The 21,483-nt window shown below is 46.5% G+C and carries 24 protein-coding genes, 1 tRNA gene and 1 pseudogene; 15 read left to right on the top strand and 11 right to left on the bottom strand.

Annotation, left to right across the window (positions count from 1 at the left end; all coding sequences use genetic code 11):
• Window positions 1-14 precede the first annotated feature (14 nt).
• Window positions 15-1,160 (top strand): OprO/OprP family phosphate-selective porin, encoded by a 1,146-nt coding sequence (locus tag ACTTKA_RS03290; RefSeq protein ID WP_442723954.1) that lies wholly within the window; start codon window positions 15-17, stop codon window positions 1,158-1,160.
• A gap of 48 nt (window positions 1,161-1,208) precedes the next feature.
• Window positions 1,209-2,495, top strand: a complete 1,287-nt coding sequence (locus tag ACTTKA_RS03285) for a histidine-type phosphatase (RefSeq protein WP_442723953.1) — start codon at window positions 1,209-1,211, stop codon at window positions 2,493-2,495.
• A 3-nt stretch (window positions 2,496-2,498) separates the two neighbouring features.
• On the opposite strand, the gene ACTTKA_RS03280 is transcribed toward ACTTKA_RS03285, so the two are convergent.
• On the bottom strand, window positions 2,499-3,050 hold the full coding sequence (locus tag ACTTKA_RS03280; RefSeq protein ID WP_442723952.1) for a DUF2179 domain-containing protein: 552 nt from the start codon (window positions 3,048-3,050) through the stop codon (window positions 2,499-2,501).
• A gap of 266 nt (window positions 3,051-3,316) precedes the next feature.
• Between ACTTKA_RS03280 and ACTTKA_RS03275 the strand changes: the two genes are divergently transcribed.
• Window positions 3,317-3,817, top strand: coding sequence for a TraB/GumN family protein (locus ACTTKA_RS03275; protein ID WP_442723951.1), 501 nt, complete (start codon window positions 3,317-3,319; stop codon window positions 3,815-3,817).
• Here the strand turns inward: ACTTKA_RS03275 and ACTTKA_RS03270 are convergent.
• Window positions 3,809-3,967 (bottom strand): annotated as a pseudogene (locus ACTTKA_RS03270) (transposase); the annotation flags it as partial. The gene ACTTKA_RS03275 and the pseudogene ACTTKA_RS03270 sit on opposite strands and share 9 nt — an antisense overlap.
• 29 nt (window positions 3,968-3,996) lie before the next feature.
• On the opposite strand from ACTTKA_RS03270, the gene ACTTKA_RS03265 reads away from it, so the two are divergent.
• The 9 genes from ACTTKA_RS03265 to ACTTKA_RS03225 all read left to right on the top strand — a co-directional run bounded on the left by ACTTKA_RS03265 (window position 3,997) and on the right by ACTTKA_RS03225 (window position 12,362).
• Window positions 3,997-4,503 (top strand): TraB/GumN family protein, encoded by a 507-nt coding sequence (locus ACTTKA_RS03265; protein ID WP_442723965.1) that lies wholly within the window; start codon window positions 3,997-3,999, stop codon window positions 4,501-4,503.
• Window positions 4,504-4,628: 125 nt separating this feature from the next.
• Complete coding sequence (locus ACTTKA_RS03260) at window positions 4,629-5,276, top strand: ABC transporter ATP-binding protein (protein WP_442713481.1); 648 nt, start codon at window positions 4,629-4,631, stop codon at window positions 5,274-5,276.
• Complete coding sequence (locus tag ACTTKA_RS03255) at window positions 5,273-6,631, top strand: sodium-dependent transporter (protein ID WP_442723950.1); 1,359 nt, start codon at window positions 5,273-5,275, stop codon at window positions 6,629-6,631. Before ACTTKA_RS03260 ends, ACTTKA_RS03255 begins: the two co-directional genes overlap by 4 nt.
• Before the next feature lie 196 nt (window positions 6,632-6,827).
• Window positions 6,828-7,535, top strand: coding sequence for a UMP kinase (gene pyrH / locus ACTTKA_RS03250; RefSeq protein WP_442723949.1), 708 nt, complete (start codon window positions 6,828-6,830; stop codon window positions 7,533-7,535).
• Window positions 7,536-7,816: 281 nt separating this feature from the next.
• Window positions 7,817-8,218, top strand: a complete 402-nt coding sequence (mce, locus tag ACTTKA_RS03245; RefSeq protein WP_124750501.1) for a methylmalonyl-CoA epimerase — start codon at window positions 7,817-7,819, stop codon at window positions 8,216-8,218.
• 36 nt (window positions 8,219-8,254) lie between these two features.
• Window positions 8,255-9,808, top strand: coding sequence for an acyl-CoA carboxylase subunit beta (locus ACTTKA_RS03240; protein WP_442723948.1), 1,554 nt, complete (start codon window positions 8,255-8,257; stop codon window positions 9,806-9,808).
• A gap of 21 nt (window positions 9,809-9,829) precedes the next feature.
• The gene (locus tag ACTTKA_RS03235) at window positions 9,830-10,714 is read left to right on the top strand and encodes an OadG family transporter subunit (protein WP_442723947.1); all 885 of its coding nucleotides are present in this window, start codon (window positions 9,830-9,832) and stop codon (window positions 10,712-10,714) included.
• Window positions 10,715-10,758: 44 nt separating this feature from the next.
• Window positions 10,759-11,190: an acetyl-CoA carboxylase biotin carboxyl carrier protein gene (locus tag ACTTKA_RS03230; protein ID WP_442713487.1), complete on the top strand. Its 432-nt coding sequence runs from the start codon at window positions 10,759-10,761 to the stop codon at window positions 11,188-11,190.
• 8 nt (window positions 11,191-11,198) lie between these two features.
• Complete coding sequence (locus ACTTKA_RS03225) at window positions 11,199-12,362, top strand: sodium ion-translocating decarboxylase subunit beta (protein WP_442713488.1); 1,164 nt, start codon at window positions 11,199-11,201, stop codon at window positions 12,360-12,362.
• A 117-nt stretch (window positions 12,363-12,479) separates the two neighbouring features.
• On the opposite strand, the gene ACTTKA_RS03220 is transcribed toward ACTTKA_RS03225, so the two are convergent.
• From ACTTKA_RS03220 to ACTTKA_RS03180, 9 genes are all read right to left on the bottom strand, one after another.
• Complete coding sequence (locus ACTTKA_RS03220) at window positions 12,480-12,971, bottom strand: Lrp/AsnC family transcriptional regulator (protein WP_442723946.1); 492 nt, start codon at window positions 12,969-12,971, stop codon at window positions 12,480-12,482.
• 179 nt (window positions 12,972-13,150) lie between these two features.
• Complete coding sequence (locus ACTTKA_RS03215; RefSeq protein WP_442628722.1) at window positions 13,151-13,618, bottom strand: ExbD/TolR family protein; 468 nt, start codon at window positions 13,616-13,618, stop codon at window positions 13,151-13,153.
• 14 nt (window positions 13,619-13,632) lie between these two features.
• Window positions 13,633-14,226, bottom strand: coding sequence for a biopolymer transporter ExbD (locus ACTTKA_RS03210; protein WP_442723945.1), 594 nt, complete (start codon window positions 14,224-14,226; stop codon window positions 13,633-13,635).
• Window positions 14,227-14,247: 21 nt separating this feature from the next.
• Window positions 14,248-14,721, bottom strand: a complete 474-nt coding sequence (locus ACTTKA_RS03205) for a hypothetical protein (protein WP_442723944.1) — start codon at window positions 14,719-14,721, stop codon at window positions 14,248-14,250.
• Window positions 14,722-14,730: 9 nt separating this feature from the next.
• Window positions 14,731-15,474, bottom strand: a complete 744-nt coding sequence (locus ACTTKA_RS03200; RefSeq protein ID WP_314749039.1) for a MotA/TolQ/ExbB proton channel family protein — start codon at window positions 15,472-15,474, stop codon at window positions 14,731-14,733.
• 138 nt (window positions 15,475-15,612) lie between these two features.
• A tRNA-Ser gene (locus ACTTKA_RS03195) sits at window positions 15,613-15,700 on the bottom strand.
• A 110-nt stretch (window positions 15,701-15,810) separates the two neighbouring features.
• Window positions 15,811-16,632 carry a TatD family hydrolase gene (locus ACTTKA_RS03190; protein ID WP_442723964.1) on the bottom strand — a complete coding sequence of 274 codons (822 nt, stop codon included), beginning with the start codon at window positions 16,630-16,632 and terminating at the stop codon, window positions 15,811-15,813.
• 16 nt (window positions 16,633-16,648) lie between these two features.
• Window positions 16,649-17,632, bottom strand: coding sequence for a polyprenyl synthetase family protein (locus ACTTKA_RS03185; protein ID WP_442723963.1), 984 nt, complete (start codon window positions 17,630-17,632; stop codon window positions 16,649-16,651).
• Between the two features lie 90 nt (window positions 17,633-17,722).
• Window positions 17,723-18,421: an energy transducer TonB gene (locus ACTTKA_RS03180; RefSeq protein ID WP_442713491.1), complete on the bottom strand. Its 699-nt coding sequence runs from the start codon at window positions 18,419-18,421 to the stop codon at window positions 17,723-17,725.
• A gap of 239 nt (window positions 18,422-18,660) precedes the next feature.
• On the opposite strand from ACTTKA_RS03180, the gene porQ reads away from it, so the two are divergent.
• From porQ to ACTTKA_RS03165, 3 genes are read left to right on the top strand one after another with little or no spacing between them, the layout of a single operon-like run.
• Window positions 18,661-19,674 (top strand): type IX secretion system protein PorQ, encoded by a 1,014-nt coding sequence (porQ, locus tag ACTTKA_RS03175; protein WP_442723943.1) that lies wholly within the window; start codon window positions 18,661-18,663, stop codon window positions 19,672-19,674.
• A 28-nt stretch (window positions 19,675-19,702) separates the two neighbouring features.
• Window positions 19,703-20,392, top strand: coding sequence for a (d)CMP kinase (gene cmk / locus ACTTKA_RS03170; RefSeq protein ID WP_442723942.1), 690 nt, complete (start codon window positions 19,703-19,705; stop codon window positions 20,390-20,392).
• Window positions 20,393-20,395: 3 nt separating this feature from the next.
• Window positions 20,396-21,262: a 4-hydroxy-3-methylbut-2-enyl diphosphate reductase gene (locus tag ACTTKA_RS03165; protein WP_442723941.1), complete on the top strand. Its 867-nt coding sequence runs from the start codon at window positions 20,396-20,398 to the stop codon at window positions 21,260-21,262.
• Window positions 21,263-21,483: the final 221 nt, after the last annotated feature.

Raw genomic sequence — 21,483 nt, 5'->3', positions numbered from 1 at the left:
ACAGGTGACGCGTGATGAAACAATTTATTCTCATACTTCTCGGCCTCATGTTGATTGGGACAACCTATAGTCAGGAGGAAGAGAAATTAACGGTGAAGCCTTCGGGGCGTATCCTGATGGATGCGGGTGCCTTCCATGCCGACCATTACAACGATAAATTCAACGATGGAGTTGCCATTCCCGATGTACGCATCGGGTTTGGAGCGCAATACGGCAAATGGAAGAGTAAGGTCGATGTGGGGTTTGCTTATGCAAAAATCTCGCTGAAAGACATCTTTATGGAATACGTCTTCAATAAGGAGAATCTGCTTCGCGGAGGATATTTCGTGCATCAGTTCGGACTGCAGAGCGCAACAAGCTCTTCTTTCAAGATCACAATGGAGGAACCGGCCAGCAACCAAGCCTTTTTCAACTCCCGCTTAGTCGGCCTGATGTTCCTTCATAATAAAGAGAAGTTTTTCGGTACACTGAGCCTCTTTGCGGAAGGTGAAGCGATGAAACAAAGCACGGATAAACTCGGCAATGAAGGTTACGGTATGATGAGCCGACTCGTCTACCGTCCCCTGCGCGATCCGGGTAAGATCTTTCATATAGGTCTTTCAGGAGCTTTCGAATCGCCTCGATACAATGCCAAACCTGAAGATAATCATCGCTCGTATGCGTTGAAGTCGGAATTTCCGACCCGTATCGCGCGTGTGACGGCTCAGCAGGCCGACATCACCGAGGCGAAGATGCTTTACAAGTTTACGCCCGAAGTAACGGCGGCTATCGGTCGTTTGGCTATCGAATCGCAGTATTTTTTCGTGACGGTAAATCGTGAAAATGGATTACCTCGTTATCAGGCAAGCGGTGCGTATGCCCTTTTAAGAGGACTTGTAAAAGGTAATGGCTACGTTTACTCCGATGGAGACAGCGGTATCCGTACACCTGATCCGGGCTCGATGGAGCTTGTATTAGGATACAACTACACCGATTTGTCCGATCATAAGGCCCAAATTCTCGGAGGACGGGTGAACGACTGGTCGCTCACCTTCAACTATTATCCGAACAAATACATGATTTGGCGTGTCAGAGGTTCGCTGACAAAAGCGACCGACAGAGCCGGCTATGACGATACCCATCTGAGTCTGATCGAGACGCGTTTTCAGGTGAAGTTTTGAATCCGTCAGAAAAACAACACAATCATTTCAATTTAATCATTTCAAAACATGATAAAAAGAAAAAAAACATTCCGGATTCTTCTGCTTCTGTTGTGCCCGGCTGTAATGATGGCACAACTGGAACGTTCGCAGGAATTCAGAAGCGAATATAAATTGAAAGAAGTGGTTATTCTCAGTCGCCATAATATTCGCTCACCACTATCTTCGAACGGCAGCGCACTTAGTCGTCTGACACCACACAAATGGACGGAGTGGTCGTCAGCTCCGAGCGAACTGACACTGCGCGGAGGAATACTTGAAACAATGATGGGGCAGTTTTTTCGCAAATGGCTTGTTGAGGAGGGTCTTTTTGAGGAGAATCATGTACCGACAGCAGATGAGCTGAATTTTTACGCCAACAGCATGCAACGTACTATTGCTACGGCACAGTACTTTTCATCCGGATTTATGCCGGTGGCAAATATCAGAGTCAACCATCGCTTTTCTCCGAGCAAGATGGATCCCGTTTTCTTCCCTCGCCTGACCAAAGTGAGCGACGCTTTTCAGACACAGGCGCTGAAAGAGATTGCAGCCATGGGAGGCAAAAAAGGAATTGTCGGGATCAATGAGAAGCTGGAAGATTCATATAAAGTAATCGCTAAAGTGCTTGATCTGAAAAATTCTCCTGCCTGCAAAGAGGGGGAGACATGCGCATTCGATGATTACAACACACAGATCTCACTTGTCAAAGACCAAGAACCCAATATGACGGGATCGTTAAAGTTGGCAAACTCCGCATCCGACGCATTTATTCTTCAATATTACGAAGAACCTGACACGGTCAAGGCCGCTTTCTGCCATTCGATCACGAAGAGTGATTGGGAAAAGATTGCAAAGGTCAAGGATGTGTATGGTGATGTACTCTTTGCGGCGCCGATTGTGGCTGTCAATGTAGCTCATCCGTTACTTGTGTATTTGCAGGACGAGTTGAATGCATCCGCGCGTAAGTTCACCTTTCTCTGCGGACACGACTCGAATATCGCCAGTGTCAATGCTGCACTCGGAATAGAAGATTACGAACTTCCTCATTCTATCGAAAAGAAAACGCCGATAGGCTGTAAACTCGTGTTCGAAAAATGGGAGAACCATGAAGGTAAGTCCTATATTGCCGTGAACCTCGTTTATCAAAGCACCCGGCAATTACGCGAGCTACAGATGCTCACACTCGAACATCCTCCGATGGTTTATCCGTTAAAGCTGGAAGGTTTACAAGCGAATGATGAGGGACTTTATTCCTTCGAAGATGTTCAATCACGTTTTAATCGCGCAATTCGTGAATATGAAGAAATAAAATAGATATTATTTCCCCAAACGGGGCGCGCCGGCAGCCGAAAAAATGCCTCGCTGCTTGGAGCGAACATCTTCGACCAGATAAAAAGCATCCGGATCGAACATATTCACCAGACGAACGACTTTCTTCTCCGACTTACGACTAACGACGGTCTCGATAACCGAGACCTCGGAGATCGCTCCTTCGCCCTTAAGGCACGTAGAGCCGAATCCGTTATCGTTGAGGAGGCGGGTCAGCTCGGCACCGTCCCTCTTCGTATAAATGCGGAACAACAGAAAGCCGATGGCAATCTTATTCTCCACCATAATCCCCACGAAATTACCGGCCGCATAACCACCGGCGTACGAGAGATAAGCTACGATATCGTTGGCGTTGGAAAATATTTGCGAAATCACAATCACCCAGATAAACACCTCAAAGAAGCCGACAACCGGCGCCTTCTTCTTTTCCCCTTTCGAGACAAAGATGATGCGCAAGGTTCCCAAGGTCACATCGCAGATACGACCAAAGAAAATAATCATCGGCGTCAACCATGGATAAATCTCTAAAAATTCAAACATAAACGTATAAAAGTTTTTCGCGTTGTTTGCCGCAACGGCGATATTGATAATACGCGACAAAGATAACGTTTTTCCAACGGATTATGCGAATGATACGCAGAGAACGCAGCAAACAAGCCAATAAACAAATGTTCGGGCTTGAGCTTTTTCAACGACGAAGCAAAATATATGTTCCATTTTTATTCCTCCCTAAAATCTTTTCTTAATTTTGAACTTGGAAACTGCATGCAACAGTTAAGAATACCAATTATAAAAACATAGAAAAAATGAAGAGAATCTTAATTGCCCTATTTTTACTTTCGTCCTTTTCAATAGGGATTTGTTCGGCTCAATCGACACAAGAGGCCGAATTGAAAAACAATGAAAACAGCTTGCTCTGGAGAATTTCGGGCAACGGTTTACAACATGATTCATATCTTTTGGGAACGATGCACAATGTTGGTCGCACGTTCTTGGATAGTATTTCGGGATTCAGAAAAGCTTTTAAGGCGGCTAAACAGGTGGCAATTGAATGTGATGCTTATGCTTTGGATAATCAGGGAATGGATCTTGCTGAATATGTTTACATGCCCCAAGACAGTACTTATGCAACATTATATAGCGATAGTGACTTTCAGTTTGTCGATTCAATACTAAGAGATGGGAATCCTGAATATTTCAAATACAAACCAATGTTCTGGTGTTCGTTCTTTATGAGTATGATAGCCTATCAAAATATTAGAGGAAAAGAGACGGATATGGATCGATTTATTTTGGCTCTATGTTGATTTGAGTGGGTAATGGAAATTCCTTCCTCCGTTTATGTAGTATACCATATCCATAAAGTTATTCACATTTGCGTATCCTCTAGCTCTTCTTTTGGCCAATTGCACTTTAGCGTTAAGACTTTCCAATACCCCATTTGTGATAGTTCCTTCCCGATGCTGATTTATGGGTTACCCACACGATTCAACACAGACCCTTTATTTTACTAATCGGGGAGCAAAATTACAAAAAGACACTCTTTATGGAAACCTTAGAGGAAGTAAATAAGAGAACCGTTTATTTGGATTCTCTTAGATATTCGATCAATCTGAAATACCAAGCCGCCTCTTTAAAAGCAATATTGCAATATCCTGAAACGTTTTCTGCTTCGATGAATCTTGCATCCAAATTATATAAAGAGCAAAGCATGAGCAGCTTGATGGCTATTGATTCGCTGAATAAACAGAACATGAATTTTTCAGAGCTCGAAAACATTCAAAATGAAGAGAAACAACATTTCAAAAAAATGATGGAACACTTTTTTGAAATATTAGGCTCCAGACGCAATGAACAATGGATGAGTAATATTATTCCAATGATTCATGAAGATTCTTCACTAATCGCGGTCGGAGCAGCACATCTGATTGGCCCCGACGGATTAATTGCCAAGTTAAGAGATCGTGGATACATGGTTGAGCCAATGAGATAAACGGCTATATCCTTATCAAACGCAACGATAAGGAACTTATTTCTCCTCTTTTTCTTGTCCGATGGCGGATTTTTATCTACTTTCGCGACTTCATCCCATCGGACAGGTTATTTTAACTTTTAACAATGATACAAGCGCGAGGAATAAGAAAACGCTTCGACAAGCTGGAGATTCTGAAAGGTATTGATTTGACGATCGACGCCGGAGAAATCGTAGCCATCGTCGGGCCGAGCGGTGCCGGTAAAACGACCCTGCTGCAAATTATCGGAACGTTAGACAAGCCCGACAGCGGCACACTCCTGATCGAAGACATCGAACCCTTCCGGCTCAACGAAAAACAGATGGCTGATTTCCGCAACCGCCATATCGGTTTCGTCTTTCAGTTTCATCAGTTGCTGCCGGAGTTCACCGCGCTCGAAAACGTGATGATCCCCGCGCTGATTGCCCGCCAACCCACCTCTGCCGCCGAAAAAAGGGCAAAGGAGCTGCTGGATTTTCTCAAACTTTCCGACCGGATGACGCACAAACCCGCCGAACTGTCGGGCGGCGAGAAACAACGGGTCGCTGTGGCACGCGCGCTTGTCAACCGGCCTTCCGTGATTCTGGCCGACGAGCCTTCGGGCAGTCTGGACACACAGAACAAGGAAGAGTTGCACGCGCTGTTCTTCGACTTGCGGAACGAAATGGGACAGACCTTCGTCATCGTCACGCACGATGAGCAGCTGGCAACGCAAGCCGACCGTATCATTCACATGAAAGACGGACAGATATGAGTACGACCACACGAACCACTTTCGGCCGATTGGGCGTGGTGCTTGCTACCATCGGGAGCGCCGTCGGGTTAGGCAATATCTGGCGTTTCCCCTATATGCTGGGCACCAATGGGGGCGGCGCGTTTCTGCTGATTTATATCCTCTGCGTGTTGCTTCTCGGACTGCCGGCCGTCATCGCCGAGTTCTTCATCGGCCGACACACGCAACGCAACGCGGCCGGAGCTTTCAAAGCCATGGCGCCCGGCACGGCATGGGGACTGGTCGGTTACAACGGGGTCCTGATCGCGTTCCTCATTCTCGGCTTCTATTTCGTCATTGCCGGATGGACTTTCGAATACCTTTTTCAATCCGTGACCGAACCGTTAACCGGTAAAACGACGGCCGATTTCGAAGCGGAATTTTTCGCCTTCTCTTCCGAGGTTTTCCGTCCTATCTTCTGGACCGTACTCTTCATCGGGCTTACACATTTCATCGTGGCGGTCGGTGTGAAGAACGGAATCGAGCGAGCCTCGAAATTTCTGATGCCGCTACTCTTCGTCATCATGCTCATACTGTGCGTACGCAGCCTGATGTTTTCGGGCGCTCGCGAAGGGTTGGAGTTTCTTTTCAAACCCGATTTCGGGAAAATCAACTCGTCCGTCGTGTTCAGCGCCATGGGACAGGCCTTCTTTTCGCTCAGCATCGGCATGGGATGCCTGATTACGTACAGTTCTTACTTCGATAAAAAAACCGACTTGCAACGTACGGCGATCGAGGTCGTGGTACTCGATACGGTCGTGGCGCTGCTGGCCGGAGTAATGATTTTTCCGGCCGTCTTTCATTTCGGTGTCGAACCAACCGAGAAAGTCGCCCTCGTGTTTATCACACTGCCCAATATCTTCGCCCAGATGCCTTTCGGAAACGTATGGGCTTTCAGCTTCTACCTCCTTTTGGGCGTAGCGGCGCTGACGTCTACCATCTCGCTGCACGAAGTAGCCACAGCCTACATTCACGAAGAACATGGCATCAAACGCAAGCGGGCAACCATCTACGTATCGCTCGGCACCTGTATTCTGGCGGTGTTCAGTTCCCTCTCGTTCGGACTGATGAAAGACTGTACGCTTTTCGGGATGACTTTCTTTGAATGCCTCGATTTTCTGACCGCTAAAATCATGCTGCCCCTCGGAGGTATGCTCACCTGCATCTTTGTCGGGCATCGCATCGACCGAAAAATCCTGAAAGCCGAACTGACGAACGAAGGCAGCGTGCCGTTCTATTTCTTCCGAACCTATCGTTTCCTCGTGCAATATATCGCACCGGCAGGTATCGGATTGATTCTGCTTTATCAGTTTGGCGTCTTCAATATCGCCGGTTAACATTGAAGGGCGTTGTTGTACAACAACACCTAAAAACCAGAGTTAACACAACGTGACAGTAACTTTTATCTGCTCCCGCACGAAGTCGCGCGGTTCAAAAGCGGAGAATCGGCGGAAGCATCCTCCTTTTTTCTTTGCCGGCGTAAAATATCGAGGTTTTTACCTACATTTGTGGCCATTCAAAACAATGATTAGAATGAGATACAAAAGAATCTTACTGAAATTGAGTGGCGAGTCGTTGATGGGTAACGCAGGATACGGCATCGACGAAGTGCGCCTCGCAGAATATGCGACACAGATCAAAGAAGTTGCCGATATGGGGGTTCAGATCGCGATCGTGATTGGCGGAGGGAATATTTTTCGTGGACTGAGCGGCGCGGCGAAAGGCTTCGACCGTGTCAAAGGCGATCAAATGGGGATGCTGGCCACTGTCATCAACAGCTTGGCGCTAAGCTCGGCGCTTCATGCCGAAGGAGTAAAGGCTCACGTCATGACCGCCATTCGCATGGAGCCGATCGGCGAATATTACAGCAAGACACGCGCCATCGAATGCCTCGAAGCCGGACAGGTCGTGATTATCGCCGGCGGCACGGGTAACCCGTTCTTCACTACCGACACGGCCTCCTCGCTGCGCGGCATCGAAGTAGAAGCTGACGTGATGCTCAAGGGTACACGCGTAGACGGTATCTATACGGCCGACCCGGAGAAAGACCCCTCGGCCGTCAAATTCGACGAAATTACGTTCGATGAAATTTATCGTCGCAACCTGAAGGTGATGGACCTGACGGCCACGACCCTGTGCAAAGAAAACAGCCTCCCGCTCATCGTATTCGATATGGATACCGTTGGAAACCTGAAGAAGGTTATGCTCGGTGAACCGATCGGCACCCGTGTACATGACTGACGGCCGAAACGTCTACACTATCCTTTGTGCCGGATGATCAGCATGAAGCAGGGTGCTTTCCCTCCCGCATCCTCCTTCCGCATCCGGCATTTTTCAGGGGAGGAAAACATTCTTCAGGACAGCCTCTTCCCTGCCCCACTCCACCTCTCAAAACCAGCGATTCTCCCATTTCCGAGAGGATGTAAAAAAATATCGATTTCACACGCCGTCCCTTCGACTATTTCTCAATTTTATTTTATACCTTTGTCCGATAATTAATAACATATAAATAAAGATTTACTATGGAAATTTCGCACATTGAGCATCTTGGCATTGCCGTCAACAGCATTGAGGAGCATCGTCCTTACTATGAACAGGTATTAGGACTTACATGTTACAGTATTGAAGAAGTACCCGACCAAAAAGTGAAAACGGCGTTTTTCAAAGTCGGACAGACGAAAATCGAATTATTGGAGCCTACCAGCCCCGACAGTACCATCGCAAAATTTATCGAAAAGCGAGGCGAAGGAATTCATCACATCGCATTTGCCGTTCCGGACGTACAGCAGTCGCTCGATGAAGCAGCCTCGAAAGGCGTACAACTCATCGATAAAGCCCCACGTCCCGGCGCCGAAGGACTTCAGATTGCTTTCCTGCACCCCAAATCGACACGAGGCGTACTCACCGAATTGTGCATGAAATAATTTTGCCACGAATATTAACTACTAACATCAAAAACAATGAGTAACCAACTTGAAAAGATAAAAGAACTGATCGCCTTGCGTGAGAAAGCACGTTTGGGTGGCGGTGAGAAAGCGATCGAGAAGCAGCACGAAAGAGGGAAATATACAGCCCGCGAACGTATTAACATGCTGCTGGATGAAGGTAGCTTTGAAGAAATGGATATGTTTGTCGAACACCGCTGTGTGAACTTCGGACAAGATAAAAAGAAAATCCTCGGCGACGGCGTGGTGACCGGTTGCGGTACGATCAGCGGACGACTCGTCTATGTTTTTGCACAGGATTTCACCGTGTTCGGTGGTTCTCTGTCGGAAACGATGGCCCAGAAGATTTGTAAAGTTATGGATATGGCCATGAAGATGGGAGCGCCCTGTATCGGAATCAATGACTCGGGAGGCGCCCGTATTCAGGAAGGCATCAACGCATTGGCAGGTTATTCGGAAATCTTCCAACGCAACATTCTCGCGTCGGGAGTCATCCCGCAGATCTCCGGAATCTTCGGACCGTGCGCTGGAGGAGCCGTCTACTCGCCGGCATTGACCGACTTCACTCTGATGACCGAAGGCACATCGTACATGTTCCTCACCGGACCGAAAGTGGTGAAAACCGTAACAGGCGAAGACGTGACACAGGAAAATCTGGGTGGAGCAAGCGTTCACTCTACGAAATCGGGTGTTACCCACTTTACGGCTGCCACCGAAGAAGAAGGACTTGCTATGATTCGCCAGTTGCTCAGCTATATCCCGCAAAACAATCTGGAAGAAGCTCCCTATGTGGAATGCAATGACCCGATCGACCGGCTTGACGACAACCTGAACGAGATCATCCCCGACAGCGCCAATCAGGCCTACGATATGTACGAAGTGATCCGAACCATCGTCGATAACAACGAATTTTTCGAAATACAGCCCAGCTACGCCAAAAATATCATCATCGGCTTTGCTCGATTCAACGGTCAGTCCGTCGGCATCGTAGCCAACCAGCCCAAATTCCTGGCAGGAGTACTGGATTGCAACGCATCACGCAAAGGCGCACGCTTCGTACGTTTCTGCGATGCTTTCAACATTCCGATCGTCACACTCGTCGACGTACCCGGCTTCCTTCCCGGAACAGGGCAGGAATACAATGCGGTCATCCTGCACGGAGCCAAGCTGCTTTACGCATACGGCGAGGCAACCGTACCCAAAGTTACTGTTACGTTGCGCAAATCGTATGGCGGTTCGCATATTGTAATGAGCTGTAAACAGCTGCGCGGCGACATGAACTACGCATGGCCGACAGCCGAAATCGCCGTCATGGGCGGATCGGGTGCAGCCGAAGTACTGTATGCCAAAGAACTGAAAGAAGCAGCTGATCCCGCGGCCTTGATGACCGAAAAAGTAGAGGAATACAATAAACTCTTCGCCAACCCGTATAACGCAGCGAAATACGGCTATATCGACGATGTGATCGAACCGCGTAACACCCGTTTCCGCATCATTCGCGCATTGCAGCAACTTCATACGAAAAAGCTGACGAACCCGGCAAAGAAACACGGAAATATTCCTTTGTAATTTATTATCAGAATTTGAAAAATGAAGAAAACAGGAATATTTTTAGCCATACTGATGCTGATCGGCGGTTTCTATGCCAACGGGCAGTCAACCTCATCCATACGCCTGAACGAAGTGCTCGTCATCAATGTCGATAATTTCGTCGATGAATACGGTTCACGAAGCGGATGGATTGAATTGTACAACAATTCGCCCGGAACAGTCGATATCAGAGGATGTTACATCTCGAACGATCCGAACGACCCAAAAAAATACATGATCCCGAAAGGAGACGTTAAAACCAAAATCCCTCCCCGTCAGCATGTGTTATTCTGGGCTGATAACAGACCGTTTCACGGAACGTTTCATTTGAACTTTGTACTCGATCCCCAAAAAGAGAACCGTCTCTTTTTCTTCGACTCGGATGGAAAGACCTTGATTGACCAGGTTACCATTCCTACCGGTCAGAAGCCCGACGTCAGTTACGGTCTGACCCTCGACGGAGTGGGCACTTGGGAAGCACTTACGAAAGTCACCCCCGACACGAACAACAAAACGCTCGATTCGAACGAAAAGATCGAAAACTTTCAGCGTAACGACTCGTTCGGAGTCGGCATGACACTCACGGCTATGACGGTCGTATTCCTCGGCTTGATCTTACTTTACCTCATATTCAAACAGGTGGGGAACAGTGCGATTAAGATGAGCCGCCGCAGAGCAGAGAAAGTCAGCGGGGGAGCTCCGGTAACCCACAGTGCCAACGAACCCGGAGCTGTATTCGCCGCCATAACTACGGCACTCTACGAGGTGGCTGAAGATGCGCATGACTTTGAGAATACGGTACTGACGATTCACAGGGTCGCACGAAATTATTCGCCCTGGAATTCAAAAATTTACGGATTACGCAGTTTGCCGGATAAGAAGTGAACGAGAAAAAAGGTCTTATTTTATAATTACTAAAAATTAAATCAATGAAACAATTTAAATATACAATCAACGGCAACATCTATAACGTGACGGTAAACCGTGTAGAAGATGACATCGCAGAAGTGGAAGTGAATGGTACGCCGTACAAGGTAGTGATGGACAAACCGGCGAAAAAGACGGTAGCCGCCGTTAAGCGACCGGCACAAGCCCCCACGACATCGACCGGCGCACCGGTCGTAGCGCGTCCGTCAAGCGGCGGAGGAAAAGGGGCTATTAAATCACCGCTACCGGGAGTAATCCTGAGCATCGACTGCAAGGTGGGTGATACCGTTAAGAAAGGTCAGAAATTGCTCGTTCTCGAAGCGATGAAGATGGAAAATACCATCCCGGCCGACCGCGAAGGGGAAGTTGCTGAAATTAAAGTAAACAAAGGCGATTCTGTGCTGGAAGGTACCGATTTGATCATTCTCAAATAAGAAAAGTCATGCAGGAAAGCTTCTTATCATTTTTGGGAGAGAACATGCAGACATTTCTCTCCTATACAGGATTCGCCAATGCAACCGGGGGGCACCTGATCATGATTCTGGTCGGACTCCTGTTTATCTTTTTGGCAATCAGATATGAGTTCGAACCTATGCTGCTGATTCCGATCGGTTTCGGTATCCTGATCGGAAACATTCCGTTCAAAGATGCGGGATTGCAGATAGGCATTTATGAAGAAGGATCCGTACTCAACATCTTGTATCAAGGTGTGGTGCAAGGATGGTATCCCCCACTGATCTTTTTAGGAATCGGTGCGATGACGGACTTCTCGGCACTGATCTCGAACCCAAAGCTGATGTTGATCGGAGCAGCTGCTCAATTCGGTATTTTCGGCGCCTATATCATCGCATTGCAAATGGGATTCGAACCGAGTCAGGCAGGAGCTATCGGAATCATCGGCGGCGCAGACGGCCCCACGGCCATCTTCCTCTCATCCAAGTTAGCCCCTAACCTAATGGGAGCCATCGCGGTGTCAGCCTATTCGTATATGGCGCTCGTACCGATCATTCAGCCGCCGTTTATGCGTATATTAACGACGAAAAAGGAGCGGCTGATCCGAATGAAACCTCCGCGTGCCGTATCACAGACCGAGAAGATTATCTTCCCGATCATCGGCCTTTTGCTCACGTGTTTTCTCGTTCCTTCAGGCTTACCGCTCTTAGGTATGCTCTTCTTTGGGAATTTGTTAAAAGAAAGTGGAGTAACTCGTCGTTTGGCAGAGACCGCCCGCGGGCCGCTAATCGATACAATCACGATTCTGTTGGGAGTAACTGTCGGCGCCTCTACACAAGCGACCCAATTCCTTACTTGGGACTCGATTAAGATCTTTATGCTGGGAGCCTTGTCATTCGTGATTGCTACGTGTGCAGGAATCCTGTTCGTGAAGTTCTTCAATATTTTTCTGAAAGAGGGTAACAAGATCAACCCCTTGATCGGAAACTCAGGGGTATCGGCCGTACCGGACTCAGCGCGTATCTCGCAAACAATCGGCTTGGAGTATGATCCGAGCAACTATTTGCTGATGCACGCCATGGGGCCGAATGTGGCAGGCGTTATCGGCTCAGCCGTTGCAGCTGGTATCCTGCTGGGATTCCTCGGCGGATAATTCGTCAACCGATTCTATCATAAAAAAGCCGTGGTCGATTTTACTTGACCACGGCTTTTTGTTTGAATGACCATCGCTTTGCTACATACAGCGCGATTTAAACGGTTATCCAGAATCTTACTTTATCTTTTTCTTACCGGCATCTCCGCTAAGGTTGATCGGCAAATGCCTGCGGAAGCCTTCTCTAAGGGAGATCAAGGTTTCCGTACGTGCCAGCCCAAGAGGCTGAAGCCTGTCATGAATAATCTTAAGCAAATGCTCGTTGTCGTGTGCATAGATTTTAATAAAAAGATCGTATTTTCCCGTCGTATAATAACATTCCACGACCTCCGGAATATCTTTCAATGCATCGACAATCGAAGTAAATTGCCCCGGATCGCGAAGGAAAAGTCCCATATAAGCACATGTTTTATACCCGATCATACGGTTGTCAAGCATAAATTCAGAACTTTTAATAACTCCTGCATGGATCAATTTCTGCACCCGCTGATGGATCGCGGCCCCGGAAACATTGCAGACTCTCGCCACCTCAAGAAACGGCTTTCGCGCATCTCCTACGATGAGCTTAAGTATTTTTTCGTCTAATTCGTCTAATTCATATGGTGTCATTGTTTTTTCAATATTAGAGTTTTGCATAATGCTTTAAAATACAGAGTGATTTTTTATTGGTAGAAGTATATCTCTCTATTCTTCATATCATCTGTCTGAGAAAAATAAATAAAGGGTTGAATATCTCCCGTAAAAGGAGAAAATCAACCCTTTGTCAAATCATTCTCAAATATTCATTATCAATCGACTTGCTTTCGCGCCGAATAGCTAATCTTGAGTGCGTAAGCCTCGCGAAGAGCCTGCTTCAAGTCCGTAACAAGTCCCATCTTCGTGTCATAATCGGATTTAATAGAAACCGTCATAAAAGGTTGATCTTCTTCTTTCATACTCGACTTCTCCTGACCAATATAACTTCCCACTTCAGAGACTTCTGCAAATGCATCGTTCAACTGAAGACGGCTTTCCGAACCCATCTTAGCCTGATACTCCGGCATCGGCTTCCCGACATAGATAAATGTCACCAACGACTTTTTCTCCAACTTCTGAAGCTCGGTAGCCTGCGGTGCGCGAAACTGAACTTTCAACGTTACTTCACGCATCGTCGTTACCATCATGATAAAAAACAGAAAGGCGAATACCAAGTCAGGCAATGACGCCGTGTTCAATTCGGGCATCTCACGTCCTCCCGATTTATTAAACTTTCCCATTATATTCTTCCTCTTTAATTTGTTTTTTTCTCACCGTAATTCTTCGGCTCAGCCTCCGATATCTTCTGCGGATAGATCGTCTGAACTGCCTTTTGTTGCTCAGTATTTAATTCCGCAAAGGTTTTGCCCCATTTCTGTTTGGCAACTTCGTCACGCAATTCATTATAAGCCGCAGCCAATTCGTTCTGCACATTGATATAAGCCTGATACTGTGTACCTCGGTCATTCTTTAATGAAATAATATGTGATTTCGTCACCATCATTTTCCCGAAGAACGGTACATCCACTTCTTCTTTTTCCGGCAAACTTGGATCATCATTCACGTTAGCAATGAATTCCTTCGCTTTCGCCTTAACCTGTTTCACATCTACGTACTCATCTCCACATAATACTTGATTAGTGGAACTGATCAATACTACAAGCATATTCCTCTTCTTGATATCGAACTCCTTATCCACTTGCTCTTTATCAGGTGGAGGGGGAAGTCTTCGCGCCAACCCCATATCGGTATCCATCGAGGTAGTCAAAAGGAAGAACAGCAACAACATGAAAGCGATGTCGGCAGAAGAAGATCCATTGATTCCCGGAACTTTTCTTTTTTTACCCATTTTCTTTCTTGTTTATGCGTTTTACTTGCTGAATACTTTCTTAACAGAACCGCCTATGATGGCTAAAACTGATAATCCCAACAGAATGTAAATGGAATAGATCCACATGTCCGAAATTTTCAACCAGCTTGCTACATTATATTGAGCCGAGTCTGCATTGATACCAGGCAACGGGGTCGTATCTCCGATTGCATATGTAATTCCTAACATCGCCAAAAATCCGATCAATACTCCTAAAGAGCTGATAGCCGCTTTAGGCTTCGACTTAAGCGTTGCAAGAAATTGTACCAAACCGAACAATAATAAAAGCGCTACGGCAATGCCAAACACAATATAGCACCAATACAATAACAAGGAAGTATTGACCGGTTCGGCCTTCTCAGCGGCAGCATCAACAACTCCGCCGAGATAGAACATCGCAAAGACGATCACACTTACAATCATGACGCCCAGCAATGTCCAGCTTGACATTTTTCTTATTTTAGTTACTGCCATGGTTCAATCTTATTTTTTGTATTTTACATTGTATTTGATAACCATGTCGAGCAACGTAATAGAAGCGTCTTCCATCTTGTTCAGGATACCTTCCAATTTGCTGAGCAAATAGTTATAAAACACCTGAAGAATAAGGGCTACGATCAAACCACCCACAGTCGTAATCAAGGCCACCTTCATACCACCGGCAACAACCGTCGGACTGATATCACCTACGCGCTCGATTTTGTCGAACGCCATAATCATACCGACTACCGTTCCCAAGAATCCCAAAGAAGGAGCCATCGCAATAAACAAAGTAATCCACGACAAGTTCTTCTCCAGCAAACCACTCTGCACACCGCCATACGATACGATCGACTTCTCTACCACATCAATTCCCTGATCCATTCTCATCAGGCCTTGATAAGCAATCGAAGCAATCGGGCCTCTGGTATCGCGTGCAATCGCTTTGGCGCCTTCAACGTCTCCACGGTCGAGAGCAGCTTCGATATCGTTCAGCATGCCGTTCGGGTTCACGTCAGCCAAATTCAGGTAAATGATGCGTTCCAGAACAAATGCCAAACCCAAGATCAAAGCAATCGCTACCAGACTCATGAAGCCGGCATCACCTTCGATAAACTTGGTTTTTAACGCTTGATGCATGCTCCCTTCAACAGGAGCCACAGCTTCTGCGGCTTCTTGAGCGAATGCTACTGTAGAAATTCCCAAGGCGCAAACGCCTAAGACTGCTTTTGTAAACAACTTTTTCATAGTGATGCTAATTTAAAATTAATAATTCTCTTTTTTTGTTATTTTTAAATTGTTTGTTAATAAATCTCGTTATTATTCTTTTATTTCTTATAAACATTATACTATACTTTTCTTCCGGCGACTTTCCCATTGGGCCTGCGGAGAAAGCGGGATTCGAACCCGCGATACGCTTTTGACGTATACACGCTTTCCAGGCGTGCCTCTTCAACCACTCGAGCATCTCTCCAGAATCTATGCCTTTCAAAAACGAGTGCAAAGTACGAAAAAAATATGACATGCAAACTTTTTTGTCGGCAAGAGCAACAATCTAAAAAACGGATACACTCCGAAAAAAGCTCAGAAAAGGCTGTACTTGTGCCATTTGCCTTCTAAACCAGAAGTGCTAATCGAAATGTTAAACAATTCTAACGCATTCTTTTCCGTATGAACCGAAAGTTCTTCAATACCGATTCCGAATATCTCGGCAGTCTTGCAAGCCGTCTCCCATAAATAAGCGACTTCGTTCCGTTTTCCTCGATAAGGAACCGGCGCCAAGTAAGGAGCATCGGTTTCGAGCACCAACATTTCGAGAGGCACCGTCCGAATCATTTCGGGCAAAGTGGATTTTTTAAACGTAATAACCCCGTTGATGCCAACTTTGAACCCTTTCAAACGCTTAATTTCCTCGAGGTCTTCGGGTGTCCCGGAGAAACAATGAAACACACCTTTCAAACGTTCGTACCCTACTTTATATATACTGTCAAAGACTTCCGCATAGGCTTCGCGGGTATGAATACTGACCGCAAGCCCCAAGTCAATGCTCCATCTCAACTGCTCTTCAAAGACCTGCTTTTGCTCTTTCAAAAACGAACGATCCCAATACAAATCTATCCCGATCTCCCCGATACCACAATAATCACGTTGTGTCAAAGCCTTCTCAACCGACATTAACTGTGACGCATAACGAGCATCTACACTTGTCGGATGCAACCCCATCATGGGAAAAGCAAAATCCGGATATTCATCACAGACACGAAACAAAGCAGGAATACTTTGCGCATCGATATTCGGAAGCAGAGCAGCAAGAACACCGGCCTCTTTTGCCCGGTCGATCATCTCCTTACGGTCTGTGTTAAATTCCTCTCCGTAAATATGAGTATGGGTATCAATCCATTTCATCATGCTATCCGGAAACTTATTTTTCGCGGTTCATTAATTTACGGCATACGCGATGCAACTCGGACAATCGCTCCTGAGGGATTGTCAGAAGCGCTAATTCATCCATCGCAAGATTATAATAATGCTTCATCTTCTCTTGTGTCAGCTCCCTTATGTTTAATTGATCATAAATAGAAGTAATCGCCTTAATCTTTTCGTCGGCCGTATAGCATGCCGCCTTATCCGGACGCTGATAATAGACAATCTGTTCTTTTTGTTCAGGCGAAGCGCTTGCCAAAGTATGAATCAATAGAAATGTCTTCTTGTTGCACAAAATATCTCCGCCGATATTCTTTCCGAAAGTTTCCGGACTGCCATACACGTCGAGCAAATCGTCCTGCAACTGAAAGGCCAGACCAATATGAATACCGAAACGATAGAGAATATCCGCTTCATGCTCGGAAGCTCCTCCAACAAGCGCGCCTGTTTTAAGACTGCAAGCCAACAAGACGGCCGTTTTCAGGCGGATCATTTCGATATATTCGGCCTCCGTCACATCCGAACGCGACTCAAACTCCATGTCATATTGCTGTCCTTCACATATTTCCAAAGCCGTCTGCGTAAACAAATCAAGAATTTTTTTAAGTTGTTCCGACGAAGTTTCTCCGATAAGGCGATAAGCCGTAATGAGCATGGCATCCCCCGAAAGCACGGCCGTATTCCGGTTCCATTTAACATGCACCGTCGGTTGCCCCCGACGGATCCGGGCTTCATCCATTAAGTCATCGTGCAGCAATGTAAAATTATGAAACACTTCAATCCCGAGAGCAGGCTTGAGCGCCTGTTCAACATCGGCACTATAAAGGTTGCAAGCCATCAAGGTGAAAGCGGGACGAATGCGCTTACCTCCCAACGAAAGCGTATAAACAATCGGATCAAAAAGGCTTCTCGGTGGTTCATCAAACCGGAGTTCTCGAACAGCATGTTCAATGATCGGCAAAGTATCTTCAAATGAGAGCATATATTTCGACATGAAAAAAAAGGCCGCTCTTTTAGAGGGCGACCTTTTTGTGAAATGAAAAAAGAATTTTACTGTTTGTATTTATGCTTCTTACTGATTCAAACGGAAGTTAATCGGAACCGTGAATTTCACACGCACCGGTTTTCCACGCTGTTTACCCGGTTTCCACTTGGGCATCGTATTGATCACACGAAGCGCCTCTTTATCAAGCGAAGGGTCAATACCGCGAACAACTTCCGCATCTACGATCGAACCGTCTTTATTCACCACAAAGGAACAGGTCACACGTCCCTGAATTCCATTCTCCTGCGCAACAACCGGATATTTAATCGATTTGGCAATAAAACTCATCAGAGCCGCTTGTCCTCCGGGGAATTCCGGCATCTCTTCTACAACCATAAAAATTTGTTGAGAAGATTCTTCCTCTTCCTCTACCTTAACAGCAGGCGGAACATACGTTTGTGTCTGTGCTTGTGCTTGATCGTCTTCTGATGACAACAAGTTGTTATCTGCGACTTCGACATTGTCTTCCACCACATTCAGCACCTCGGCAACTTGCTCCACAGAAGGTGGTGGCGGAGGCGGCGGAGGCGTGTCTTCCTGTCTTGTAATATCAATTTCTTCTTCTGCGATGATATCGGCTATGCCTTCATCCTGCTGAATGGTTTTTTCTTGCGTACCCCATTCAAAACCGACAAACAACACAGCTAAACCAACGACCAACCCCATCAGGATACTTAGTCCTTTGCCTCCCTCAAGGTCTGCTTTAGGCGATTTCTTGATTTCCATAGCTATCTTCTTTAAGTAATGATTACTCTTATTTTGTTCTCGTGGAGGCAAAGATAGACAAAAAAATTACAGCTTGCATGTGAAAGCGGGAAAAAACTTGTTTTTTTAATTTTTTTTTGATCTCAGAAAAAAAAGTCGGCACCCGAATACCTTTTTTTGTTTTTATCCGTTATGGTATCATGATATGAAAATATCACAATGTGATAAAATTATGTACTTTTGCACACGCTTTTGAAAGAATGAGAAAAAGAAATATACGATTAATCGGAGGGCTACTATGCCTCTTACCCTGGTTTCTGACGGCGCAGGAAGGTGGCGAAGTGTTTACGTTTTTACGTTTTCCGACCTCGGCACGAGCCAATGCTTTGGGAGGGCATACGGTATCCCTGATCGAAGCTGACCCCTCGCTTGCTTTTCACAGTCCGGCCTTGTTAGGTGGAGAAACGGATGGCATGGTGAATCTGAATTACATGAATTATATTGCTGATATCCATGTCGGAAGCGCAATATATACAAAAGCCCACCGCGAGCGAGGAGCGTGGGGGATCGGAGGTTCGTTCATCAGTTATGGCAACTTCAAAGAGGTCGATGCGTCACGGACGATCAAAGGAGAGTTCTCAGCCAGAGACCTGAGTTTACAGGCTTTTTACTCGTACGATCTTTCGGACAAATGGAGGGGTGGCCTCTCAATGAAGATGTTATACTCTCATCTGGCTGAATATTCGTCGTTCGGGATCGGGGTCGATGCAGGGTTGAGCTATTACGACGAAGAAAAGAATTTCTCTTTCGGAGTGGTCTTGAAAAATATCGGAGCACAACTGAAAGCATACGACTCGGAGCGCGGACGGTTACCTTGGGACATTCAGATGGGAATCTCCAGAAGAATGGCGCATGCTCCGATTCGTGTCTCGGTAACAGCCATGCATCTGAAGCAATGGAAGTTCAAATATGTAGACGAGACGCTGACTGAAAAAGACCTCAATGACAGTTTTGTTCAAACACTGGCCAAGCATCTCGTGTTCGGCGTAGATTTTCTGCCTTCCGACAATTTTTGGGTCGGACTGGGATATAATCCGAAGGCCAACATGGATATGAAGCTGAAAGAGGGGGGAAACAGATTGGGTGGTTTTTCGATTGGTGCCGGCTTGCATGTATCTCGATTCGATATCGGTGCATCGGTGGCACGCTATCATCCGTCGGCACTCTCGCTAATGGTGAGTTTGTCGATGTCACTCTCTGAAATGAACCCTTAATATATAATGTATAGTCATCATAGAGAATATGAGAAAAATCATTGTGGCCGTTGACGGGTTCTCGTCGTGCGGTAAGAGTACGATGGCAAGAGATCTTGCGAGGGCCGTCGGGTATGCCTACATCGACACCGGCGCGATGTACAGAGCTGTGACACTATATGCGATACATCAAGGTTTTTTCCATGGCGACACGCTGAACGAGGCGGCATTGCAACAGGCAATGGATAACATAGAGATTTCCTTTCGGCCGAACCCCGAAACGGGGGTGTCGGAAACGTTTCTGAACGGTGAGCCGGTGGAGGCAGAGATTCGTGGTATGGAAGTATCGAACCGTGTCAGTCGGATTGCAGCTTTAGGGTTCGTCCGTCGTGCACTGGTATCAAAGCAACAAGCGATGGGAGAAGCAAAAGGGATCGTAATGGACGGCCGCGACATCGGGACGGTCGTTTTCCCACAAGCAGAACTCAAGATTTTCGTAACCGCATCGGCCGAGATACGCGCACAGAGACGAGTAAAAGAGATGAGTGAGAAAGGAGAATCCGTTTCGTTTGATGAAGTGCTGAAAAATGTACAGGAGCGCGACAGGCTGGATATGGCCCGTGCCGAAAGTCCGCTTCGCAAAGCAGACGATGCAATCGAATTAGATAACACCGACATGACCATCGCTGAACAGCAGGCATGGTTGATGAATGAGTTTCGTAAGGCAACAGAAAAATAAAAAATGGTAAAAGTAACCATAGACAGCGGATCGGGTTTTTGTTTCGGAGTCGTAAAAGCCATTCAAAGTGCCGAACGCGAACTGAAGCAAACCGACGAACTTTACAGCTTGGGCGATCTAGTGCATAACAGCCTCGAGATGGAGCGACTGAAAGCATTGGGACTTCACACCATCGAACATGCGGATCTGGCACATCTGCGTAACCGTACCGTACTGCTCCGTGCACATGGCGAACCGCCTTCAACCTATGAACTTGCCCAAAAGAACCAGATAAAAATCATCGACGCCACCTGCCCGGTCGTACTCCAGCTACAAAAGCGCATCCATCGCTGCTATCAGGAAACAAAAGAGAACGGAACGCAATTGGTTATTTACGGCAAAAAAGGGCATGCCGAAGTGAACGGTCTTGTCGGACAGACGGAAGGAACGGCCATCGTGATTGAAAAGCTCGAAGACATTGAAAAACTCGATTTTCAACGAAATATAGTACTTTTTTCACAGACGACCAAGCCTCTCGACGGCTTCGGAGAAGTGGTGGAAGCCATTCGCGCGAGGATTTCGCCCGACGTAACCTTCCAGTATTTCGACACGATTTGCCGACAAGTGGCCAATCGCTTACCGAACATACGTGACTTTGCCCTGCGGCATGACTGGATTTATTTCGTTGCCGGAAAGAAAAGTTCAAACGGACAGATGTTGTTCGATCAGTGTCTCCAAGCAAACCCTCGTTCCGTATTTATTACCTCTGCTGCCGACATTACCGAGCCGCTTCCGAAGGATATCCATAGCGTAGGCATCTGTGGCGCAACATCGACACCTAAATGGCTGATGGAAGAAGTAGCAGAACACGTGAAAACGCTTAATCCGTAGATTCCGGGATTTACCTCTTTTAGGGAATACGTTTTTTTCGTCTGACGGGATTTTTTTCCAACAGACAGACAACCTTTCGCAATAAGCTAAACATTGTTTCGGGTAGATAGCAAAAAAAAGGTCGAACTTCACAGTCTGACCTTTTTCCAAATCAACTAAAACAAACAACTATTTATCTATGGTAAATCGGTAAGATAAGATATACCGACCTTCATAGCCTT

The organism is Tannerella sp., assembly GCF_052170195.1.
Lineage (GTDB): Bacteria > Bacteroidota > Bacteroidia > Bacteroidales > Tannerellaceae > Tannerella.
Note: the sequence above shows the minus strand (reverse complement) of the source record. Positions and strands in the feature narration are given on the sequence as shown.